This is a genomic window from Longirhabdus pacifica, from assembly GCF_004115085.1.
Taxonomy (GTDB): domain Bacteria; phylum Bacillota; class Bacilli; order Paenibacillales; family DSM-105158; genus Longirhabdus; species Longirhabdus pacifica.
The window spans coordinates 33,242-54,644 of the sequence record NZ_QXJP01000028.1; the positions used below are offsets into that span (position 1 = coordinate 33,242).

A 21,403-nucleotide genomic window follows, 5' to 3' on the forward strand; every position below is an offset into this window, starting at 1 on the left:
ATTCGTACTCACATAGTTAAGTATGCCCATGCAATAATATGATTAGTCACCTACATCAGCCATTAAATTTGCCCATGACAGTTTCAAATGGCTCTATGAGAAAACTCTCCAAAGCTTGATTCACTTTATCCATTGTGTCTTCAAACACTAATCTATCAGTTTTAGCAAATGGAGATAATACATAATCTGTGACTTGTTCTTTATGTGCCGGCCTGGATATGCCTACTCTAATTCTTTTGATATGATCTGTACCGAGATGTTGAATGATGGACTTCATTCCATTATTTCCACCGGCACTTCCTTTGAATCTCATTCTAATTTTTCCGATGTCAGTGTCTAAATCATCGTATACTACGATCATATCATGGGGCTCCAGCTTATAAAAATCCATGAAAGCGCGAACACTTTCACCGGAGCAATTATAATATAGCATCGGCTTCATGATGGCTACTTTCACTCCATTCCATTCACCCATGCCTAGTTCCGCATGAAATTTGCTCTTGCTTAGTTTTATGCCCCAGTTGTTTGCAACATGATCCATTACAGCAAAACCAGTATTATGTTTTGATTTGTCGTACTTCTTACCCGGATTACCTAATCCTACAATTAATTTCATATTAAAAAAATCCTCCAAAAAAAATGCAACGAAATGACAGCTTAAATTGTCTTATTAATAACAAACTAAAAAAATTGATTTGGGCGGTGATGGATTTGTATTATAACGGACAAGCCATATTTGATGACACACATTTCAATGATCATTTAGAAAGTGAGATACCTATACAAATCTATAGTAAAGACGAACACGAAGATATTGGCTTTATTGATAATTTTAACAATAACTTTATTACTGTCAATAATAACAATTATAATAGAGAATGCTTTACTTTCATCTCTAGACCAGGATACTAAAGGTACAACCTCAACATCATATCCATTGTATGAGGATGATGAACCAAACTTCATGGATGGTAACAAATACTACAGAATAGTATGATAAGGGTTACAGTAGCTGTAACCCTTGCTTCATTCTCCATAAGAACGTTGATGACCGTAATGTTATTGTTTACTTTTCATCTATTATATCGGACTTAAAATACATGTGTCACTGATTTTATAACAATGACACACTTATTGATCTTCTACGCTTCCGCTGCATCTTCACTGTTTTTCATGGCTTCAACTTCCTGCTCTTCTAACTTGTGCTGTTTCAGTACTTTTACCAACACTTCATTGGGATCAGAATCAATTTGTATTGATTTCTCGCTTGGCAATTGAATATCTCTCACTTTCAGCATATCCCCTAGGTGTAGATCACTAATATTCACAGCAATTTCAGAAGGAATGTCATGTGGTTTACATTTGGTGGTCACCGCATGCTTTTGTATTTGTAGTACGCCGCCTTCTTGTGTCGTCCCTGGTGAAACACCAATGTAATCTAGTGGCACTTCTACTTTGACATCTTGATTGCCTTCCACTTGATGGAAGTCTACATGAAGAATATTGCCTGCAATAGGATCACTCTGTATATCTTGCACGAGTACAGGAACAATCTCTTCTCCTACTTCCATTTCTAACATACCGTTATTGCTCTTCATCATTTGTCTAAATTGTTTCGTATCAATCATAATATTCTTACTTTCATAAGACTTTCCATAAACGACTGCGGGGCATCTACCAGCCCTCCGCATTTCCGTAATTTCAGATTTCTGTTTCCCTTCTCTGAATTCAGAATGCAAGAAATTTGTCATTTTTCGTCCTCCTACTTTTGAACATCGTATAGTTATACTTTTTCCAAAAGTAGTGAGTTTAAATCATTTTTCCTTTTTTACGGATGCACGTTTTTTATATTTTTTAGCATAGCCTTCTTTGTTTGTTTGTCTTGCTCTAGCAATTGCCATCTCTTCTTCTTTAACGTCTTTTGTACAAGTAGAACCAGCGACAACATATGCCCCTTTTCCAATATGTATTGGTGCGATGAGATTAGAATTACTTCCTATGAAAGCCTCATCCTCAATTGTAGTACGATGTTTGTTGACACCATCGTAATTAGCAGTAATGACACCACAACCGATGTTAACGCCTTTTCCGATTTGTGCATCTCCTACATAACTAAGATGTGGCAACTTACTTCCTTCTCCAATGTAAGTGTTTTTCACTTCAACAAAACGTCCTACTTGTGCTTTACTTGCAAGTTCTGTTCCTGGTCTAATATAAGCAAATGGTCCCACGACAGTATCATTACCAATGTTAGCCCCTGCTATTGTAGATTGCTTGATTTCAACATGCTTGCCGATAACACTGTCTTTGATCTCTGTGTTTGGGCCAATCGTACACCCTTCTCCTATAACAGATGCACCATATAGATATGTATTAGGATATAAGAGTGTGTCTTGTCCTATGACTACATCCTGATCAATATAAACGGACGAAGGATCAATGATGGTAACACCGTTAACCATATGCTTCGTTATAATGCCTTTTCGCATTAAACGCTCTACTTCAGCTAATTGAACGCGATCATTTACTCCTTGTGCTTCGTTTTTGTTCTGCAAAGTAAACGCTTGAATAGATTCGCCTCTGTTGCGCATGATTTCCATCACATCGGTTAAATAATATTCGTTTTGCTTGTTATTATTTTTCAACTCTTTCAATGCAGCAAATAATTTTTCATTATCAAAGCAAAAAATACCAGTATTGATTTCTTTTATTTCTGTTTCGGAAGGGGTACAATCTTTTTGCTCTACAATTTTTTCTACATTCCCATTATGGTCTCGAACGATTCTACCATACCCTGTAGGATCATCTACGATAGCTGTCAACACTGTTGCAGCTGCATGACAACACACATGATGATGAAGCATGCTCTGTATGGACGCAGCCGTTAACAAAGGCATATCGCTATTGACGACAATGGTTAGTCCTGTTTGTTGACCAAGCAGTGGTTCCACTTGTTTTACCGCATGCCCCGTTCCAAGCAGTTGCTCCTGTACAACAAACTCAGATCGTTCTCCTACGTATTCCTTGACTTTATCCGCCTCGTGCCCGACAACAGTAACTAAACGTTGGACATTAACTTCTTCTAATTGATCCAAGATATGACCAATCATCGGTTTACCGCATACAGGATGCAATACTTTATGTGTAGTGGATTTCATTCTTGTGCCTTTACCAGCAGCAAGAATAATCGCCATAATTTCCATTTTAAAAATAACCTCCTAGGTAAAATATTTATTAAATAAGTTGAATGAATTTGTTCAGGCAACTTATTACCTCTATCCATAAGATGAAGAAATTTCTATATCAACCTTTACGCCTGGCTTCTGAGGCGTAAACTTATATATCATTATTTCTTCGTCCTAAATATACATGATCATATAAAGAATGTACCATCGTAATCTCAGTAAGATGATTTAATTCCTTTTATGAATATATCTTAATTATGAAGTTTGAGCAAATGAAAAAGAGAGTCCTAGGACTCTCTTACAAATTTCTAGATTATGCGCCTTCCTCAATAACATCTTCTTCTGTAGAGGCAGCATTTTCATATTCTTCAAGTACCGCACTCTGAATCTTTTCTCGAGTCTCTGAAGTGATAGGATGAGCGATATCTCTGAACTCACCATCAGGGGTTCTTTTGCTTGGCATCGCGACAAACATGCCATTATTACCATCGATAACTCGAATATCATGAACTACAAACTCATTATCAATTGTAATAGAAGCAATTGCCTTCATGCGGCCTTCAGAATTAACTCGGCGGAGTCTAACATCTGTAATTTGCAAGTCTAGTTCACCACCTTTTTTTCAATACGTTGCATTGGTTTATAATTCCACATTTTAAACCAAATTCCTTCTATTTTTTTTGAATTTTTTTAATTTTATTAAAAAAATCTATGTTTATATGAAAAAAAGGGGTGAAACCTGAATTTTATTTACTTTTTAGCGATACATTCTATCTCAATTAGTGCATTTTTAGGTAGTTTTGCAACTTCTACTGTAGATCTAGCTGGCTTATGGTCACCAAAGTAATGACCATAAATTTCATTAATTTGAACAAACTGATCCATATTTTGTATGAAAACAGTAGCTTTAATGACATTAGACAATGTGCATCCTGCTTCTTCTAATACAGCTTGTAAATTTTTAAACACTTGATGCGTTTGTTCCTCTATCCCACCTGTAACCATCTCACCCTCTGGTGTTAGTGGTATTTGTCCGGAAGTAAACAACATCTCTCCTACTAGAACAGCTTGAGAATATGGTCCAATTGCAGCCGGTGCATTGGAAGTTGAAACAATTTTCATTTGTTATTCCTCACCTTCTTCAAAATAGTTACCTGAGTATACTTTCACTCTTCTTTCTTGCGTATTCACTTCTACTAGTCTTGCTAATGAAGTATATTCTTCTACTAATGGATATTTGCCATCTTCTTCTCTAGCTTCTACAAATACCCCTACTCCTACTACTTGTGCTTTAAATTCATTCATTAAATCGATCATTCCACGAACCGTTCCACCGGCTTTCATAAAATCATCGATAATGATGACTTTCGATTGTTCTTGCAACGCTCTTCTCGCAAGAGACATCGTTTGAATGCGTTTACTAGAACCAGCTACGTAATTAATACTCACTGCTGATCCTTCCGTAACGTTGTGATCTCTACGAGCGACGATAACGGGAACATTTAAGTAAGATGATGTAGCATAAGCGAGTGGAATACCCTTTGTTTCCACCGTAAGAATGTAGTCTATGTTAGACAAATGAGAAAAAGCGGTTGCAAATGTTTTGCCTAATTCTCTTAACACATGCGGGTTTCCTAAAATGTCCGACATGTATAAATACCCACCAGGTAAAATTCGTTCTGGCTGACTTAATTCTAAACAAATTTCATCTACGATTACCTTAGACTCTTGTTTTGAGCGTTGAGGTATGTAGATGACGCCTCCAGTAGCACCAGCCAATGTTTGTAGATCCCCTAACCCTTCCATGGATAAAACTTCTTTTATGATGGCAAGATCTTCACTAATAGAAGATTTAGCAGATTGATATCGTTCGGAAAATGTGGTCAACGGGATTAATGTGTGGGGACTAGCCAACAAAAATTGTGTCATATCCACAAGTCGATAACTACGTTTTAATTTTTTCATTTCATCCCCTCCTTCAATCCAATCACGAATATTATAATGAGAATATAACATTATTATCCGCTTTTTTTCAAGGAGATAAACAAAAACTAATGCATTTTCCACTTTAGCTTTTCAAATTGCTCGTGATTAGCTTCGTGAACAATTCAAATTGCTTATTATAAACTTCGTACTACGTATACTTTTTTACAAAATCCCCTCAAACCGTTATACACTCTACGCGCTTTTCGCTCATTGGATACGAGTGCAAATACCGTTGGTCCGCTACCGGACATTAACACACCATCTGCTCCTAGCTTCTCCATCGATTGTTTGATTTTATTTACTTCTGGATATAGTGAAATCGTCACTTGTTCTAGTACATTTCCTAGCCCAGCACAAATTTGACCATAATCTTGCTGCTGTATCGCTTCTACCATTTTTTCCGCTGAAGGTCTCTGGGAGATAGCATTTACATTTAGCTGCTGATATATTTCAGCTGTAGATGCATTAATGATTGGCTTTGCAAGTACAACCCAACATTGTGGAATATGGTGAACATGCTGTAGGAGCTCTCCCCTTCCTCTAGCTACTGCTGTAGTACCAGTGACGCAAAAGGGAACATCTGAACCCAGCCGCTCTCCAAGCTTTTCTATCTCATCTGTGGATAGCTGCAAATTCCATAATCTATTCAGACCTCTCAGTGTAGCCGCTGCATCACTGCTTCCTCCAGCCAAACCTGCTGCAACAGGAATGTTTTTCTGTATATCGATCTTTACACCAGAAGAAATATTATACTCCTCTTTTATTAACGCTGCGGCTTGATACACTAAATTTCGTGCATCGAGAGGAATAGATCCAGAAGAACTGGATAATATGATTTCATCTTTTTCATATTCGCTAATCACTAATCGATCAGCTAAATCTATACTGGTCATTACCATCTCCACTTCATGGTAACCGTCTTCTCGTTTATGTAATACATCTAAAGTTAAATTTATTTTAGCTGCTGCTTTTTCAAATACTTTCATCCTTCTACGTTTCCCCTTACCAACTCTGTCATGACGTTTTACTTTATACTATAACAAAACAAATAAAGTAAAAAAAGGACGTAGATATTAGAAAGAGCCGATTACACAATCATCGACTCATTTCCATACTTCACATGAATGTATATATCTATTGTTGAATGTAAGAAATTCGAACTTGTCCTTCTTCTCTACATACGGTTAATTCCACAGCTTCTGTTAAAATATCCGCATAGCTATAGGATACTCGTTTAAAAGCATTCTGTTCCTCATCCAATTTAACGATAAATACGGATGGGTAAGTTTCTTCCAGTACTCCCGTGCGCTCAATAGTCTTTCTGCGACCACCATTCGCTTTCAATAGCACTTTTGCTCCGACATGAGGTTCTAAAATACGTTTAATGTCAACCAATGAATTTTTTGACATTGTAAAGCACCACCTCTTTCTGTATATAGTTATACCAAAAAAAAAGGGGGTTTGTCAAATCAAACAAAATATTATATCAATCTATTAAATGATTTGTCAATGGAATTTGATCAATTTATTCGATGAATATGCGCTTTTATTGTGAAGTGTCATTTAAATTGGGAAGTCCTATCCTATAATTTCCTCTTGTTTCTATTCCGCCTATCCCTTTTAGACCACTTATCGTATAACTGATGACATCGACCATGTTTACACTTTCTTGTATCGATGTATAAGAAGTTTTACACGCAATTTGAACAGGATCAAGTGCATGAATTAAAATTCTTCCGGGTGAACTAGCAAAATTTGCTCCCGCTTTCAATAATGCCTCAAAGTGAGATTGGCATGCACCAGCAATGATCGTCAATACATCACGATTTCTTTCGAAGGAACGGGCTACTTGCGTCGCTCTTACAAAGCTCGTTGAATTTTTATAGTTACTGAGCTCCATTTTATTTTTTTTCCCTTTAATCATGCCATCATGTCCTGTAATGACGACAATATCAGGATGTATTTTAGGAAGTAGTTCTTCAAGTGCGCTGGCCATGTTACGCTCTTGAATGAAATAGCCTTTTACAGGAACTTTTAATTTGTGATATAGCTCCAAGCTTTTATTTAAATATTTTTCGTCTCCGTCTAAATGCAATACTTTACCAGGAACATCAAAGTACGTATTTTGTAATTCACTATTGGTTACTTCTCTATATTGCTCATTTAATTTTTTATGATATTGCCCTCTGCTTTCCAATATATTTACTTCTATTTGCTTTACTTGCTCGTCGGTGACAACGTCTTTTTCTTTCCGCATAGAATGGTCCCATAATTGCAAGTCGTTGATCGGTGCATCTGCTAACAAGCGAAATTCTGTACCTCTAATGAATGCCATATCCCCATATATTTCAACGATGGTAAACAAAATATCTCCGCCGTACGATTTTCTAGTGACATAATCCCCTCGCTTCACGATACATCCCTCCTTCCATCATCATATGGCTGTTAGCCCATTATGGTGAAAAAAAGGAGGGATGACTGTAAAAGATATTTTGTTATTGTTGTCGGACTATGCTTGTATTTCGTTGCTTAATAAAGCAAACTCCTCAATACTGAGCGTCTCTCCTCTTCGAGAAGGTTCGATTTTACATCGTTCCAGTACAGCTAGGAGCTTGGGCTTGTCGCCTGTAAAATATACACGACTTAGGTTATTTAGAATGGTTTTTCTTCGACTAGCAAAAGCGCTTTTTACGACATTGAAAAAGTGCTGTTCGTCTTTCACTTCCACTTTTGGACGTTTCCTTCTTTGCAATCGAATCACGGTAGAGTCCACATTAGGCTGAGGAATAAATACCGTTTTTGGCACGTCCGTTACGATATCTGTTTCGCAATAATATTGCACAGCAATACTTAAACTTCCATATTGCTTACTACCTGGAGCAGAACATATTCTCATCGCCACTTCTTTTTGAATCATGATGACCATATGATGAAATGGAAAAGCATCTTCTAGAAATTTAAAGATAATTGGTGTTGTAACATAATATGGAAGGTTGGCTATCACATGAACGTTTTCCACATCTTCAAAGTGATGGTGGTAAAGCTGCTGTAGATCTGCACTCAACACATCCTGATGCAGTACTTGTATATTATTCTTTTCTGATGATGTTGTTTTTTCCAAAATAGGAATCAATCGCTGATCTATCTCGAGTGCTACTACTTTTCTGGCTTGTTGACCTAAAAATTGTGTTAATGAACCAATTCCAGGACCTACTTCCACCACACCGTCTTCTTCACCAATAGAAGCTGCATCCACAATATTTGAAAGTACATTCGTATCAATTAAAAAGTTTTGTCCTAAACTTTTTTTAAACGTAAAACCGTATTGTTTCAACACTTCTTTCGTATTCGATGGAATTGCAATAATATTAGCATTGTCATTACTATTACTCATGATGATTCGCCCCTCTGTCCATCGAGCTGTTGTAAAGCGCGCTCAAATTCTTCCTTTGTAATCTGAAATACAGATAACCGCTTTAAAAATTGCTTGCCATTACAGCATCCGATACGAAGTAAATTGCCCATTTCTAACCTTCGACTGGCGGCATGGGGATGAGAAACCAATTGGGATACTATTAGATCTTGCATAGTAACCTGCGGATTCCACGCTGTACTCTCACTTTTCACTTCTTCCAATGCTTTTTTTATCGTTGCTGGACTAGCATTTTCAACTCCGATATTTTTTTTACGCTTCGCTTCGTCTTGGGTTATAAATGCATGCTTACAGCCTGAAACTTGGGATGCAATCGTTTTTCTTATTTTTTCTCCTGCAAAATCAGGATCTGTGAAAATAATAACGCCCCTTCGCTTTTGTGCTAAGCGAATAGAGGCGATGATTTGTTTATTGATTGCTGATCCTCCAGTTTCAATCGTATCTGCGTCTACTGCTCTTTTAATCGCTGTTGTATCATCTTTTCCTTCAACGACTATCACTTCTTGGATCATATGTTCAATCTAATCCCCTGTCTTTTACTTTTAGTTTGTATTTATATTAGAGCGGCTTATTTTCACCGATCACATATACTATAAATCCTGTTTGCTTACCAAATTGTTTCGCTTGATCATACGAATCCATGTAAAGGTCAATTTTATTGCCTTTAATCGCGCTCCCAATATCCTCTGCTTTACGGAAGCCATATCCTTCAATATAAACCCACCATCCGAGAGGTATGACGTTAGGGTCTACAGCTATAGTATGACCCGCCTGCACCGTCGCTCCCGTATACGTGATTCCGTATCCAGCATCACCTTCTGATTTACCTGTGGAAGCCGCACCAGCATCGTATGCGGTTAGTGTAACATTTTCAAGCACCTTTTTCACGCCAAACTTGATCCCATCTTTATCGATTTCCATAATATCAGGGGAAGATGCGGATAACAATATGCTCGGTTTTAACGTTCCTATGACAACAATTTCGCTAACCATAGGTTCAATGACATCCTGTTTAATTTCTTTCTCTACTACCAACTCTCCGTCTTCATACACTTTTTCTACTGTGACTTCCATTTGACCTGCTTTACCCGCTTGTTCAACTCTTTGCTGTCCTTCAAGTAGTGTTTCATCATTTTTTTCTACCGTTTCATACGGTATACTAACTTGCGTTTGTTCAAACTCTCGGTCTACTTGTGTAATGGTAATTTGGTCGTTTTCTTTTACCACATTTAATCTACTCGGTTCTACTTTGTCTAATGGTCCTAGTTCAATACCTTGATATAAGAGCATTTCTTCCACTGTCATCGTTGTGGTGTATCTCGTTTCTGTTTTCCCTGTGACGGTGATGCTAACGGGAAATGGCTTGTTTATGACAATAATATCCCCGTCTTGCAACCAATCATTCCCCTCATGAGAAATACGATCGTGTTCATCTATTACGATCTGCTCATCTTCTAGTAAGCTAGATACTTTAAATTTAAAAGTATGTGCTGTTCTCATTTCATCATCGATAATAATCGTTATCGATTTGGATAAATAAGTATAGGTGGCAACGAATAGTATAGCAAGCATTAGCATACTTGCTGCAACCCAATACATTTTCTTACCCATTTTAGTTACATCTAATATATTTAGATTCATATTATTTCCTCCTCACGCAAAAGCTAAAACATTATAATTCAAGTTAGCCAACATATTTATGCAGCCAAAAAACAGCCAAGGGAAGACTATTCCTTGAAACATACATAGCTAAAAAGCCTGTCAAAGATAAACTCTTTGTATCAGGCTTTGATGTCGACTCTTGATGTGTATGAAAGTAGTAAAATGTGGAACAGTTTTGTCTATGATGAGTTTACGTACTTTTTACGAAACTGTAAAGGAGGAAAAAATTCGATTTTTTATATTTTAACTAGTAATATTAGCTTGACAAGAGGTAGATGTTATGATAATGATAATTTTTCACAACGATTCTCCATTTTCCTTATGCTTTCTCTCTATTTCGGAAGTGAAAATAATGTATTGGCATTATTTGTAGTTATTTTTAACATTTCCTGTAATTTTATCTGTTTTATTTCCGCTGCTGCTTCTGCTACGTAGGTAACATAGGCACTTTCATTTCTTTTTCCTCTAAATGGATGCGGTGTCAAATAAGGACTATCTGTTTCTACTAATAGTCGTTCAAGTGGCACTTGTCGCAACACTTCTTTTGGTTTTTTTGCATTTTTAAACGTGACAGGTCCACCGAAAGAAATATAAAAATTCATATTTAAGCATTCTTTTGCCATTTCCCAACTTCCCGAAAAGCAGTGCATCACTCCGCCGACTTCATGTGCCTTTTCTTCCTTCAAAATACGGACGATATCCATATGTGCTTCTCGATCATGAATAATAATGGGCATATTACACTTTCTAGCCAATCTCACCTGCTGTCTGAACACATCTTCCTGTACTTCTTTTGGGGAAGTATCCCAGTGATAGTCCAATCCCATCTCACCAATGGCTACTACTTTTTCATGCTTACATAATTGCTCTATCCACAGTAAATCTTCATGTTTCATGTCTATGGCATCAACGGGATGCCAACCGACAGCAGCATAAATAAAATCGTAGTCGTTTGTTAGCTGCATCGTTTGTTCAATTGTCTCTCGGTTAAAACCAACATTAATTATTTTTTCTACTCCCGCTTGCCGTGCTCGTTGAATAACTTCATCACGATCTTCGTCAAATTGTTCCGCATTTAAATGGGCATGTGTATCAATCAACATAAGTAAGCTCCTCTATTTCAATTTTTTATCCTATGATTATTTAGGTATAGTGAGATGTTGTACCATTTCTTCTGGAAAATATAAATGATGCACGCCTCGTTTTTCTCCACTAATGGATTTAATGACCTCAGATCTTTTGGAGATTTCTATCAGCTTATCTTCTTTTGTCATGATAAGAATAGGCTGTTTTTTGTGGTCTTTTTCCGACTGATATATATCATAAGGCATATCCAAAGGGTATTCCATTTCTAAATAGTACTTCGGATCAAACCCTCTCTTGCTCAATGTTTCTTGTGCATATTCTAATATACCCTCTTTTTCATGTACAATCTTGTATTTAAATAGGTGACGATGTAAAAAGCGTGAACATAAGTCAGAAAGAATCGGGTCTTTTTCATTAATCCATTGCATCAATAGCATCTGAATGAAAGATTCATCTAATATAAAATAGTCATGAATATCCATGTTACCTTCCATTAACTTAGGAAGTGGATCAATAAAAATATGAAAAGTGTAATCCATCAAGTACAGGTCTTTCACCCGCTGAAATATTTTTCTCAAGATAATCTCAGAACTCCGCGTGACAGGATGAAAATATACTTGCCAGTACATCTGATATCTAGCCATCAAATATGCTTCTATCGCATGCACACCATTTTCTTTTACTACAATTTTTCCATCATAAGGCCTCAGCATACGAACAATACGATCAAAATCAAAAGTACCATAGTTCACACCTGTAAAATGGGCATCTCGCAAAAGATAGTCCATTCTATCGGCATCTAATTGACTGGAAATCAAGCTAACAATACTGCCATTTTCATATGTTTTTTGTACGACTTGCTTTATTTTTTCTGGCAAGTCACTTTGATATGTTCGAAGTGCTTTGGAAACTTCCGTATCTTCACATAGCATACGACATGTCCAGTCTTCATGATGAAAGTGAAACACGGTTTCAAAGGAGTGGGAGAATGGACCATGACCAATGTCATGTAATAACGCTGCACTTAGTGCAAGTAAAATCTCTTCTTCAGACCATGCTACGTATCCGTTTCGTTGGAAAGAAGATATAATTTTTCGGGTGACCTCATAGACACCTAAAGAGTGAGAGAACCGACTATGTTCTGCACCATGAAACGTATAGAAAGACGTGCCTAACTGACGAATACGACGTAGCCGCTGCATCTCTTTTGTGTTAATAAGATCCCATATCAGTGGGTGTTTCACGTAAATATATTGGTGAACAGCATCCTTAAACACTTTTTCTTCTTTTAACATTCTCTTCACTCCCTCAAATTTGCAATATTTCTTTCTTATTCGACAAATTATACTATGAAATGGTGACAACGTTAGGTTTTTATTAAGTAACTATGAAATACTTGGTCATCTCTCATCATTTTACATGGAAATCAAAACGTGCAATGTCTCGGTCAAATCATATGCAACCATTGGAAAATTTACGTACGTGAAAATTGATTGACTATTATGGGAATGGTTGGTATGATATATAAATAAAGAATATGTCGAATTGTGACGATAAAATACAACATTATTCCAATGGAGGTTTTTTTCATGAAATCCACAGGTATTGTAAGAAAAGTAGACGAGCTAGGGCGCGTCGTTATTCCGATTGAACTACGCAGAACACTTGGTATTGGTGAAAAAGATGCGCTAGAAATTTATGTTGATGGTGAGCGCATCATGTTAAAGAAATATGAGCCTGCATGTATCTTTACTGGGAATGCAGACGATCTTATTTACTTTAAAGGCAAAATGATCAGCAAAAATTGTATTCCTGAACTAATGGATCTTTATAAATCAATGACAAATGAGAAAGAATAGGTTATAATAAAAAGGTATTTTTATATTTCGTTAATTCTAACCTTTTCATATCTCCTTTAATCCCTCAACCCATTGGGTTTGAGGGTTCTTTTTTTGTTCACTTGATAACTTTTAAACTTTTCATCCTAAGTTAGCACTATATTATATCGTCATGTTCATCACAATGGCATAAATTTCTCTTTTAGGTGTATCACGATCTACAGCAACTTGTTTGATTGCTTCTTTTTTTGTATGTCCTTGATCTATATAATGTATGACGTGCTGTGGAATGGTTAATGCTGCCCACCATTGTCCTTGTTCTTTCTCTGCTTCTGATGCACCTTCTACAAAAATACAGCACTCCCCTTTCACTTCTTTACCTTCTAATTGCTCTATACAGGTAGAAAGGCTTCCTCTTATGAATTCTTCGTATTTTTTGGTGAGTTCTCTTGCAATGACGACGTTTCTATTTCCCCACATCGTAAGCAAAAGCGACAACGTTTGTTGTACTCGATATGGAGATTCATATAACATGATGGTTGCAGATTCATATTGGTAAGTTTCAAGTATACCTTCTCTGCTTTTTTTATCCCTAGGCAAAAAGCCAATAAACGTAAAGGAGGTAGTAGATAATCCTGAAGCAATTAATCCTGTTAGTGCAGCATTGGCTCCTGGGAGAGGGATTATTTGAATGTTTTGTTCAATCGCCTTTTGCACGAGCTCCAGTCCCGGATCTGATATTCCTGGCATACCGGCATCACTCACTAATGCTACGGTATGTCCATCTAATATATGCTGAATGATTACCTCGCCTTTTTTATATTTATTATGTTCATGGTAGCTAACAAGCGGGGTCTGAATGTTAAAGTGGTTAAGTAGCTTTATGCTATGCCTCGTATCTTCAGCAGCGATGTATTGCACTTCACTCAAAATACGAACAGCACGATAGGTCATATCTTCTAAATTCCCAATAGGCGTAGGTACCATATACAGTACCCCTTTTTTATCTTCCCTTACATGTTGCTGATCATTATTGTTGTTCATGTTCATTACAACTCTCTACTTTCATGTTATTTTCATTGTAAATACGTTTTATTTCTTCGCTGTACTGATGATCTGCTTCATATACAATAAGAGGAGGTAGTAAGCGCACGTCTGGTTTACCATCGCTTATCGCTTCTACAAGCACCATATTGGCTTCTTTATGCACATGAGGATGAACAAAGCGAATTCTTTTCGGTGCTAATCGATACTGCTGCATGATCATTAAGATTTCAGCAATGCGAGACGGACGATGAACCATAGCGACTTTTCCACCGCTTTTCACACACTTACTAGATGCAGCAATGACGTCTTCTAATGTGCAGCGTATTTCATGTCTGGCAATGGCAACATACTCGTTGATGTTTTGCCTGCCTGTACTATCCCGCATATAAGGAGGGTTAACGGTAACGAGATCAAACTGGCCGTATCCACATGTTTCATGATAATGACGAATGTCCCCTTGATCAATTCGTATTTGATGTTGCAATTGGTTTAACTCCACACTTCTATGGGCCATATCGGCCAATCTCTCTTGAATCTCTACCCCAGTAATATTCCCTTTTGTTCTTGCTGTAAGTAATAATGGTATGACACCATTTCCAGTGCATAAATCGATAATATTTCCTTTCGTTGGAACGGAACAAAAATGAGAAAGCAATACTGCGTCCATAGAGAAACTGAAAACTTCTGCACTTTGAATAATTTGCATATCGTTGCAGAGAAGATCATCTAGCCTTTCATGCTTGTTTAAGTTAACTTCTTTCACCTTATCACCACAATATATTTATTTACTGTTCATCATTGTATATGATGTAAAAACCGTAGACAATGTCTACGGTTTTATTTTACACTTATTTATTTAAAAATGATAAACAGAAAAGACAATCGCCTTCTGTTCTTAACTGTCCATAATGAAGATTACAAATATGAAAACCCTCTGCATACAGGCGAGCTAAATTATCATATCCTTCTCCAATAGATGACTCATGGTCTTCTTCATTTGTTTCATCTGTTTGCTGATTGTCTTCAACTTGACGATGCTCAGCCAACATTTTACGTAATCGCTGATTTTCTAAGCTCATTCGTTTATTTTCTTCAATTAACGAAGTAATTTTTTCTTTCATCTCAACAAACTCACTTAGTGCAGACTTTAATTTACTTTCAACATCTACGATTTCATCATACATGTGTTTATTATCCACAATTTCACCTCAGTGAACGATCAATCTTCTTGTTCAGCCACATCTTCAAAAGGTAATTTAACCGTTTTATTATTTTCAAATAAAAGAATTTGCGCTAATCTATCTTTCGCATTTATAGAAATTACTTTTCCTTCCCCTTCTGATGTTACTACTTTCTTTCCTACTGAAGGTACTTCTGTTCCGTTCATGCTTTCATAATTATCATGCTCATATTTCAGACAACACATTAATCTTCCGCATAATCCAGAAATTTTAGTAGGATTTAAAGATAAGTTCTGGTCTTTTGCCATCTTGATAGAAACGGGTTCAAAATCCCCTAACCAAGTCGAACAACATAATGGACGACCACATGGACCAAGCCCTCCGAGTATTTTCGCCTCATCCCGCACACCAATTTGCCTAAGTTCAATTCTTGTGCGAAAAATACTTGCTAAATCTTTTACTAGTTCTCGAAAGTCCACTCTTCCATCAGCGGTAAAGTAAAAAATGACTTTATTTCTGTCAAATGTATATTCAGCATCAACTAACTTCATATCCAGTTGATGATCACCTATTTTTTTGAAACATATTTCAAATGCATCTTTGGCAGCACTGTCATTGCTTTGAACTGTTTTAAGGTCATTTTTATTGGCTACTCTAATGACCTTACGTAATGGCAATACAACATCGTCTTCAGCAACCTCTTTTTGCTCCGTAACGACTTTACCGAATTCAATACCTCTTGCCGTTTCCACAATGACTTCACAATCTCTTACTATATCATGCCCTAACGGGTCAAAATAATAAATTTTTCCAGCTTTTTTAAAGCGCACTCCGATAACCGAATACATTTTATCCCCCCTTCATGTTGAATAGAAATTTCTCCAGCGCCAGTTGCGGACTGACATTATATCGGAGTCTCTTTTTTGATTCTAACGCTAAATGCATAAGCTCCATCCAGCGCTCCATTGTATGTTTGTGAACGTGCTCTAACATCCACTGCTTTTCATCTTCAAATAAAATGTGTGTTTCTTTTCCTCCCCCCAAATATATAAAATCTTTGAAAAATAAAGCAAATAAATCAAACATGCTATCTATATACTCGCTCAGAGTAGATTTGATTATTTTTTGCTGTGCATAAATGGATGCAGCAATAGGATTTTTAAAACATTCCTTCACCAATTGTATCATTACCGTTCTTAATTCTGCAAACCAATTTGTTTGGAGTAAATTTCTTGCGCTATCTATTCCTGCTGTCATTTTAAGTGCGGTATTCACCAAAACAACGGAGAAACCCTCTTTCACAAGCGTATCTCTTACTGTAATGTTAGACATAACAGCTAAAGGAACCCATTGGCTTCTAGAGCGTATAGTAGGCAAAATACTTTTCATATTGGATGTCGTTAAAATAAATATGATACCACTGGCAGGTTCTTCTAAAAATTTCAACATGCTATTGGCAGCAGGGGTCGTCATTTTGTCTGCATCTGTAATAATAAAAACTTTTTTTTCACTTTCTGACAACTTCAATTCGAGTTTCTGCTTTATATCTCGAATTTCATCAATTTTTATAGATGATGTATCACTTTTTAAGATGTTTATATTAGCATGGTTTCCATGCTCTATTTTTTTGCATTCCATACATTCTCCACAAGCATCATCATCATGGAGCAGACAAAACATCGCTTGGGCAAAAACAATGGCCATGTCGTCCTTTGGAGTGCCAGGAACTCCAGAAAACAAATAAGCATGTGAGAGCATGTCCTGTTGTAAACTACGTCTAAGCATCGTAATAGCGTTTCCCTGGCCAATAAATTGGTCAAACGGCATAATGTAACTCTCCAAACCATAGGTTATGTATGTTATAGATGTATTTTTCACATAGTATACAGAATATATATATTGGTACAGCAGGTAAAGCTAATATAAATAATTGATAAGCAGTCCTTTTATTTCCCCTACCTTATCTAATAATTCTACTCTACCCTGCTCTTTTTGTAGTAATTCATCTGACAAAAGCATTAACTGTTGATCTATTTCCTTTAATAATTTATATCGCTTTCCTCTTCCTCTTCTATCGATGCCTCTAATATCTTTCATACCCACACTTTTTTTTGCTGCATTTTCTAAAAAGTGCCTTAACATATTTTTGTATATGTGCAATTCACGAATGGTCATCGATTTCATCAAGCGATTTCCTTGTACATGTATCTGTTCAATTTGTTTGGCCAGCTGTTCTTGAGAGGATTGCTGTTGCTGCTTTTGCATCATGTCAGGGAAATTTTTCATTCTCAATCTATCCGACGCTTGGTGATCTGTCCGTGATATTTCTTTACTAGTAGAACGAAAGCCAGGATTAATTTTCATCATATATCATCCTTATTTTCATATTCAAAAGTTTATAAACTTTTCGACAGGAACAACAAAAACAGCTGCGCCTCCAACTTGCACTTCTACGGGAAATGGGATGTATGAATCTGTCGTTTCACCAAGTGGAGTAACAGGGTTAACGACTTGGTCTCTAGTTTTGCAATTTGCTTTGATTACCTCTAACACATTATCTATTAAGTGATCCTCCACACCGATCATAAATGTTGTGTTACCTGCTCGTAAAAAGCCTCCAGTACTAGCTAGTTTAGTCGCACGAAACTTTTGTTTGACAAGTGCATTCGATAAGCGTTGGCTATCTTTATCTTGGACGATAGCGATGACCATTTTCATGATTTCATTCCCTCCCTGTATGGTGAAGCTAACATCGTGAGCTTGTGTTTGAATTACATCATTTATGAGTTTTTATGTTATGTTTACACCATTATACAACAAAGTAAGGAAAATTGTGCAAAGAGGAAAAATGAATTACTTTTTCCGAGGTTTTTTACTCATTTACTGTTTCCATAATATATTGAAGGCATTGTTGCATGACATGCTCTGGTGTACTACTTGCGTCTATTTTTTTTATTCTATTAGGGTATCGCTCTAATAGTTGTAAGTAACCTTCTCTTACTTTATGGTGGAATGTAATATGTTCTATGTCTAATCGGTTTATTTCTCTATTTTTATTGCTACCTATTCTTTTCAATCCTTCTTCTGGCTCAATATCTAAATATAATGTTAGATGCGGAAAACAGTCTTCAATCGCGAATATATTGATGTCTAGTATAGCCTCTAATCCAATTCCTCTTGCTATGCCTTGATAAGCAAGACTACTATCAATAAACCGATCACATAAAATGAGAGTCCCTTTCTGTATTTCCGGTAAAATGCGTTCTACAAGATGTTGCCTTCTTGCCGCGGCATAGAGTAAAGCTTCCGTCTTGCCGTCCATTTCCGTGTGCTCTTTATTTAAAATGATATCTCTTATTTTTTCCGCTATTCGTATACCTCCAGGCTCTCTCGTAAATGTATACGGGATGCCTTTGTTTGCCAGTTCCTTTTCCAGTAATTGCAGGATCGTTGTTTTCCCTGCACCTTCTCCACCTTCTATTGTGATAAATATACCTTGTGTGTTTTTTGTCATTTTAAACCCTCAAATCTGCTTTGTTATTCACGTTCGTATACATCCAATATTTCATTCCCAGACAAGCCAATTACACTGCTCCCTTCCTGTAGTATGTGCATGAGTTGATGTGCTATTTTTTCCGTTATTTGTTGTCCTGCATAAAGTAATGGCACACCAGGTGGATAGGGAACAATCATATTTTTAGCATAGTATCCAATCGATTTCAGTATATGTTTTTGATGTATCGGTTGATTTTGATGAAGCGGAGAAGTAAAAGACAACACTTCTGTTATTTCCTGATCAAAATGCACTGAATACGTTGCTGTTTCCCTTTTTTCACTACGAAGCTTATATTGATGAACAATGTCTTTTAATGCATCACTAAGACGTTTTAGGTCTTGTTGGGTGGTAGCTATGCTAAAAACGATAAGCACGTAGCGTGAAGTTGCTAATTCAACGAAGCACCCTCTATGCTCTAATTGTTTCTGTAGTTCTTTTCCACTTAAAATCCCAGTAGCATCATAAAGCATAAGTTTAAATGGATCTAGCTTTTTATCAGTATTGTGTTGTTGTTTTATATATTGAATGGCTGGTAATGAATCTATATCCTTAAGAAGCTGAGTAATATGTTGTAAGCTTTTATCTATAAGATGCTTCCCATCCACTACTATTTGTTTTCTAGCTATGTCTAATGAAGCTAATATAGGGTATGAGGGGCTTGAACTTTGCACCATATTTAATGCTTTCCGAATAGGTAGTGCGTTTGCATGTTCACCTTGTGTATGCAACATGGCTCCCATTGTCATAGAGGTTAACATCTTATGAGTGGATTGTACTACAATATCTGCACCTTGTTCTAGTGCAGAAGATGGAATATTAGGATGAAAGCCAAAGTGTGCACCATGAGCCTCATCTACTAATAATAATTTATGATGATGATGAGCGATAGACGCGATTTCTTCTAATGAGGAGGAAATGCCATAATAGTTTGGATTCGTAGTTAAAATGCCTTTCGCTTCTGGATATTGTTGTAGAGCTTGCTTCAAATGATGTGGATCTATTCCACAAGGTAAACCGTATTGTTCATCTATAGTAACAGGCAAAAAAACAGCCTTTGCCTTAGCAAGCATAAGACCATGTATAACAGACTGATGTATATTACGATCTACAATAAGCACGTCATTTGGAGCGCAAACTGCCATCAACATACCTAAAATACCTACAGTGGACCCGCCAACAAGAAAGAATGTTTGATCAGACCCAAAACATTGCGCTGCTAACTGCTCCGCCTCCATGATGACCTCTTGCGGATCTTGTAAGTTATCTAATCCTGTTATTTCCGTAGCATCTATATGAAGTAATGGAAGATATGTTGCAAAATCATGTTCGTAAGCCTGACCATATTTATGGCCTGGCACATGAAAACTTACGGGACGTTTGGTGTAATGATTTTTTAATTCATCATATAACGGCGTTTTTTTCTGCTGCATCTTTTGCTGCTGATTCATATAGTAATTCACCATTTCCTGCTTCATTCTAATATATTTCTTATTGTACAGCCATTCACTAAGACAAGCAATTACTGAAAAGATACATTACATGTGCATGTATGAATGAAACAGCAGGAAGTTGTAATGAAGATTATTTATTTAGGCATTCTTTTTATATCGAAGTGCTCTTAATTGTTGAATGAAAAATTCATATTTTTCATCTGTGGTTTCTGTATTTACAATAGCTTGCTCGCAGTCTAAACAAATAAAAGATAAATAAACAGAAACTGCTTCTTCTTTAAATTGATCACATATGATGCAGTAATGATTCATCACCATACCACCTTCTTTTTAGCTTTAATATACCCTAATAAATATTATATAAACGATTAAACGGTGTATTTTGTTTTTATTATTTCATATTTACCTCTCAAAATACATGCTTGCACTATGTCTTATACACAAGCAATATTTTAAAAACCTGCATTTAATAAGGCATGGAGGTGACGTTCATGGCTATTAGAAGAAGAAGATTGGTGAGAGCAGCTAGACTTTTGGCTAGACTCATTCGTAGAAGAAGAAATAGATAATGAAAAACAATATAGATATTTAAAAAGCCGTCTGTTTAAGACGGCTTTTTCATGTTTTATATGATAAAAACATGCTTCTATCATTTCTTTGAACTGAAACTCCTTCTGCATTTAACATCATTATCTTGGCATTTGAAAATGCATGCTTGAACCACGTCTTATACACAAGCAATAGCTTGCCCATCTGCATTTAATAAAATATGGAGGTGATGTTTCATGGCTATCAGAAGAAGAAGATTGGTGAGAGCAATCAGGATTTTAATTAGAATCCTTCGTAGAAGAAGAAATAGATAATAACACTTCTAAAAAAACCGTCTCATATCGAGACGGTTTTTAAAGTTGCTTGGCAACGTCCTACTCTCCCAGGACCCTTCGGTCCAAGTACCATCGGCGCTAGAGGGCTTAACGG

General features: G+C 36.5%; 26 protein-coding genes. 2 read left to right on the forward strand and 24 right to left on the reverse strand.

What is annotated here, in order from left to right; genetic code table 11:
• Positions 1 to 55 precede the first annotated feature (55 nt).
• Positions 56 to 616 (reverse strand): aminoacyl-tRNA hydrolase, encoded by a 561-nt coding sequence (gene pth / locus D1Z92_RS15535; RefSeq protein WP_128896594.1) that lies wholly within the window; start codon positions 614 to 616, stop codon positions 56 to 58.
• A gap of 89 nt (positions 617 to 705) precedes the next feature.
• On the opposite strand from pth, the gene D1Z92_RS15540 reads away from it, so the two are divergent.
• Positions 706 to 912 (forward strand): hypothetical protein, encoded by a 207-nt coding sequence (locus tag D1Z92_RS15540; protein ID WP_240666775.1) that lies wholly within the window; start codon positions 706 to 708, stop codon positions 910 to 912.
• Between the two features lie 230 nt (positions 913 to 1,142).
• Here the strand turns inward: D1Z92_RS15540 and D1Z92_RS15545 are convergent, their stop codons facing one another.
• From D1Z92_RS15545 to D1Z92_RS15605, 13 genes are all read right to left on the reverse strand, one after another.
• The gene (locus D1Z92_RS15545) at positions 1,143 to 1,751 is read right to left on the reverse strand and encodes a 50S ribosomal protein L25 (protein ID WP_128896596.1); all 609 of its coding nucleotides are present in this window, start codon (positions 1,749 to 1,751) and stop codon (positions 1,143 to 1,145) included.
• A gap of 63 nt (positions 1,752 to 1,814) precedes the next feature.
• Positions 1,815 to 3,203, reverse strand: coding sequence for a bifunctional UDP-N-acetylglucosamine diphosphorylase/glucosamine-1-phosphate N-acetyltransferase GlmU (glmU, locus tag D1Z92_RS15550; RefSeq protein WP_128896597.1), 1,389 nt, complete (start codon positions 3,201 to 3,203; stop codon positions 1,815 to 1,817).
• A 295-nt stretch (positions 3,204 to 3,498) separates the two neighbouring features.
• Positions 3,499 to 3,786, reverse strand: coding sequence for a septation regulator SpoVG (gene spoVG, locus D1Z92_RS15555; RefSeq protein ID WP_128896598.1), 288 nt, complete (start codon positions 3,784 to 3,786; stop codon positions 3,499 to 3,501).
• A gap of 149 nt (positions 3,787 to 3,935) precedes the next feature.
• Positions 3,936 to 4,307 (reverse strand): RidA family protein, encoded by a 372-nt coding sequence (locus D1Z92_RS15560; protein WP_128896599.1) that lies wholly within the window; start codon positions 4,305 to 4,307, stop codon positions 3,936 to 3,938.
• Positions 4,308 to 4,310: 3 nt separating this feature from the next.
• Positions 4,311 to 5,150 carry a pur operon repressor gene (purR, locus tag D1Z92_RS15565; protein WP_128896600.1) on the reverse strand — a complete coding sequence of 280 codons (840 nt, stop codon included), beginning with the start codon at positions 5,148 to 5,150 and terminating at the stop codon, positions 4,311 to 4,313.
• 155 nt (positions 5,151 to 5,305) lie between these two features.
• Positions 5,306 to 6,157 carry a 4-(cytidine 5'-diphospho)-2-C-methyl-D-erythritol kinase gene (gene ispE, locus D1Z92_RS15570; RefSeq protein WP_128896601.1) on the reverse strand — a complete coding sequence of 284 codons (852 nt, stop codon included), beginning with the start codon at positions 6,155 to 6,157 and terminating at the stop codon, positions 5,306 to 5,308.
• Positions 6,158 to 6,305: 148 nt separating this feature from the next.
• Entirely contained in the window at positions 6,306 to 6,581 is a 276-nt protein-coding gene (gene veg / locus D1Z92_RS15575; protein WP_128896602.1) for a biofilm formation stimulator Veg, read from the reverse strand.
• Between the two features lie 136 nt (positions 6,582 to 6,717).
• Positions 6,718 to 7,584, reverse strand: coding sequence for a sporulation peptidase YabG (gene yabG, locus D1Z92_RS15580; RefSeq protein ID WP_128896603.1), 867 nt, complete (start codon positions 7,582 to 7,584; stop codon positions 6,718 to 6,720).
• A gap of 96 nt (positions 7,585 to 7,680) precedes the next feature.
• The gene (gene rsmA / locus D1Z92_RS15585) at positions 7,681 to 8,565 is read right to left on the reverse strand and encodes a 16S rRNA (adenine(1518)-N(6)/adenine(1519)-N(6))-dimethyltransferase RsmA (protein WP_128896604.1); all 885 of its coding nucleotides are present in this window, start codon (positions 8,563 to 8,565) and stop codon (positions 7,681 to 7,683) included.
• Positions 8,562 to 9,116, reverse strand: coding sequence for a ribonuclease M5 (rnmV, locus tag D1Z92_RS15590; RefSeq protein ID WP_128896605.1), 555 nt, complete (start codon positions 9,114 to 9,116; stop codon positions 8,562 to 8,564). The genes rsmA and rnmV overlap by 4 nt, the downstream gene beginning before the upstream one ends.
• 46 nt (positions 9,117 to 9,162) lie before the next feature.
• Positions 9,163 to 10,245: a resuscitation-promoting factor gene (locus D1Z92_RS15595; protein WP_128896606.1), complete on the reverse strand. Its 1,083-nt coding sequence runs from the start codon at positions 10,243 to 10,245 to the stop codon at positions 9,163 to 9,165.
• Positions 10,246 to 10,598: 353 nt separating this feature from the next.
• Positions 10,599 to 11,369, reverse strand: coding sequence for a TatD family hydrolase (locus tag D1Z92_RS15600; protein ID WP_128896607.1), 771 nt, complete (start codon positions 11,367 to 11,369; stop codon positions 10,599 to 10,601).
• Between the two features lie 36 nt (positions 11,370 to 11,405).
• Positions 11,406 to 12,656, reverse strand: coding sequence for an HD domain-containing protein (locus tag D1Z92_RS15605; protein WP_128896608.1), 1,251 nt, complete (start codon positions 12,654 to 12,656; stop codon positions 11,406 to 11,408).
• Between the two features lie 285 nt (positions 12,657 to 12,941).
• Here D1Z92_RS15605 and D1Z92_RS15610 point away from each other — a divergent pair, with 285 nt between their 5' ends.
• A complete protein-coding gene (locus D1Z92_RS15610) occupies positions 12,942 to 13,211 on the forward strand; it encodes an AbrB/MazE/SpoVT family DNA-binding domain-containing protein (RefSeq protein WP_128896609.1) in 270 nt (89 codons plus the stop codon).
• 141 nt (positions 13,212 to 13,352) lie between these two features.
• Here D1Z92_RS15610 and rsmI read toward each other — a convergent pair whose 3' ends face one another.
• The 10 genes from rsmI to D1Z92_RS15660 form a co-directional block, all read right to left on the reverse strand.
• Positions 13,353 to 14,234 (reverse strand): 16S rRNA (cytidine(1402)-2'-O)-methyltransferase, encoded by an 882-nt coding sequence (rsmI, locus tag D1Z92_RS15615; protein ID WP_128896610.1) that lies wholly within the window; start codon positions 14,232 to 14,234, stop codon positions 13,353 to 13,355.
• On the reverse strand, positions 14,221 to 15,000 hold the full coding sequence (locus D1Z92_RS15620; RefSeq protein WP_370741310.1) for a tRNA1(Val) (adenine(37)-N6)-methyltransferase: 780 nt from the start codon (positions 14,998 to 15,000) through the stop codon (positions 14,221 to 14,223). Before D1Z92_RS15620 ends, rsmI begins: the two co-directional genes overlap by 14 nt.
• Before the next feature lie 85 nt (positions 15,001 to 15,085).
• The gene (yabA, locus tag D1Z92_RS15625; RefSeq protein WP_128896611.1) at positions 15,086 to 15,436 is read right to left on the reverse strand and encodes a DNA replication initiation control protein YabA; all 351 of its coding nucleotides are present in this window, start codon (positions 15,434 to 15,436) and stop codon (positions 15,086 to 15,088) included.
• Between the two features lie 20 nt (positions 15,437 to 15,456).
• Positions 15,457 to 16,266 (reverse strand): PSP1 domain-containing protein, encoded by an 810-nt coding sequence (locus tag D1Z92_RS15630; protein ID WP_128896612.1) that lies wholly within the window; start codon positions 16,264 to 16,266, stop codon positions 15,457 to 15,459.
• 1 nt (position 16,267) lies between these two features.
• Positions 16,268 to 17,245: a DNA polymerase III delta subunit-related protein gene (locus tag D1Z92_RS15635; protein ID WP_128896613.1), complete on the reverse strand. Its 978-nt coding sequence runs from the start codon at positions 17,243 to 17,245 to the stop codon at positions 16,268 to 16,270.
• Between the two features lie 90 nt (positions 17,246 to 17,335).
• Positions 17,336 to 17,785, reverse strand: a complete 450-nt coding sequence (locus D1Z92_RS15640) for a YaaR family protein (protein WP_306438823.1) — start codon at positions 17,783 to 17,785, stop codon at positions 17,336 to 17,338.
• Positions 17,786 to 17,806: 21 nt separating this feature from the next.
• The gene (darA, locus tag D1Z92_RS15645) at positions 17,807 to 18,136 is read right to left on the reverse strand and encodes a cyclic di-AMP receptor DarA (RefSeq protein ID WP_128896614.1); all 330 of its coding nucleotides are present in this window, start codon (positions 18,134 to 18,136) and stop codon (positions 17,807 to 17,809) included.
• A gap of 154 nt (positions 18,137 to 18,290) precedes the next feature.
• Entirely contained in the window at positions 18,291 to 18,932 is a 642-nt protein-coding gene (gene tmk, locus D1Z92_RS15650; protein ID WP_128896615.1) for a dTMP kinase, read from the reverse strand.
• A gap of 23 nt (positions 18,933 to 18,955) precedes the next feature.
• Positions 18,956 to 20,422, reverse strand: a complete 1,467-nt coding sequence (locus D1Z92_RS15655) for an aminotransferase class I/II-fold pyridoxal phosphate-dependent enzyme (protein WP_164931656.1) — start codon at positions 20,420 to 20,422, stop codon at positions 18,956 to 18,958.
• 141 nt (positions 20,423 to 20,563) lie between these two features.
• Positions 20,564 to 20,737 carry a sigma factor G inhibitor Gin gene (locus tag D1Z92_RS15660; RefSeq protein WP_240666776.1) on the reverse strand — a complete coding sequence of 58 codons (174 nt, stop codon included), beginning with the start codon at positions 20,735 to 20,737 and terminating at the stop codon, positions 20,564 to 20,566.
• Positions 20,738 to 21,403 lie beyond the last annotated feature (666 nt).

Excerpts from the sequence above, each read along its gene's own strand:
- ispE (WP_128896601.1), bottom strand. The coding sequence starts at position 6,157 with ATGAAAGTATTTGAAAAAGCAGCAGCTAAAATAAATTTAACTTTAGAT.
- glmU (WP_128896597.1), bottom strand. The coding sequence starts at position 3,203 with ATGGAAATTATGGCGATTATTCTTGCTGCTGGTAAAGGCACAAGAATG.
- D1Z92_RS15630 (WP_128896612.1), bottom strand. The coding sequence starts at position 16,266 with ATGTATTCGGTTATCGGAGTGCGCTTTAAAAAAGCTGGAAAAATTTAT.
- D1Z92_RS15635 (WP_128896613.1), bottom strand. The coding sequence starts at position 17,245 with ATGCCGTTTGACCAATTTATTGGCCAGGGAAACGCTATTACGATGCTT.
- veg (WP_128896602.1), bottom strand. The coding sequence starts at position 6,581 with ATGTCAAAAAATTCATTGGTTGACATTAAACGTATTTTAGAACCTCAT.
- tmk (WP_128896615.1), bottom strand. The coding sequence starts at position 18,932 with ATGACAAAAAACACACAAGGTATATTTATCACAATAGAAGGTGGAGAA.
- rsmA (WP_128896604.1), bottom strand. The coding sequence starts at position 8,565 with ATGAGTAATAGTAATGACAATGCTAATATTATTGCAATTCCATCGAAT.
- darA (WP_128896614.1), bottom strand. The coding sequence starts at position 18,136 with ATGAAAATGGTCATCGCTATCGTCCAAGATAAAGATAGCCAACGCTTA.
- D1Z92_RS15560 (WP_128896599.1), bottom strand. The coding sequence starts at position 4,307 with ATGAAAATTGTTTCAACTTCCAATGCACCGGCTGCAATTGGACCATAT.
- pth (WP_128896594.1), bottom strand. The coding sequence starts at position 616 with ATGAAATTAATTGTAGGATTAGGTAATCCGGGTAAGAAGTACGACAAA.
- D1Z92_RS15610 (WP_128896609.1), top strand. The coding sequence starts at position 12,942 with ATGAAATCCACAGGTATTGTAAGAAAAGTAGACGAGCTAGGGCGCGTC.
- rsmI (WP_128896610.1), bottom strand. The coding sequence starts at position 14,234 with ATGAACAACAATAATGATCAGCAACATGTAAGGGAAGATAAAAAAGGG.
- D1Z92_RS15600 (WP_128896607.1), bottom strand. The coding sequence starts at position 11,369 with ATGTTGATTGATACACATGCCCATTTAAATGCGGAACAATTTGACGAA.
- D1Z92_RS15540 (WP_240666775.1), top strand. The coding sequence starts at position 706 with ATGGATTTGTATTATAACGGACAAGCCATATTTGATGACACACATTTC.
- D1Z92_RS15655 (WP_164931656.1), bottom strand. The coding sequence starts at position 20,422 with ATGAATCAGCAGCAAAAGATGCAGCAGAAAAAAACGCCGTTATATGAT.
- D1Z92_RS15640 (WP_306438823.1), bottom strand. The coding sequence starts at position 17,785 with ATGATGAAAATTAATCCTGGCTTTCGTTCTACTAGTAAAGAAATATCA.
- D1Z92_RS15660 (WP_240666776.1), bottom strand. The coding sequence starts at position 20,737 with ATGAATCATTACTGCATCATATGTGATCAATTTAAAGAAGAAGCAGTT.
- D1Z92_RS15595 (WP_128896606.1), bottom strand. The coding sequence starts at position 10,245 with ATGAATCTAAATATATTAGATGTAACTAAAATGGGTAAGAAAATGTAT.
- rnmV (WP_128896605.1), bottom strand. The coding sequence starts at position 9,116 with ATGATCCAAGAAGTGATAGTCGTTGAAGGAAAAGATGATACAACAGCG.
- D1Z92_RS15545 (WP_128896596.1), bottom strand. The coding sequence starts at position 1,751 with ATGACAAATTTCTTGCATTCTGAATTCAGAGAAGGGAAACAGAAATCT.
- purR (WP_128896600.1), bottom strand. The coding sequence starts at position 5,150 with ATGAAAAAATTAAAACGTAGTTATCGACTTGTGGATATGACACAATTT.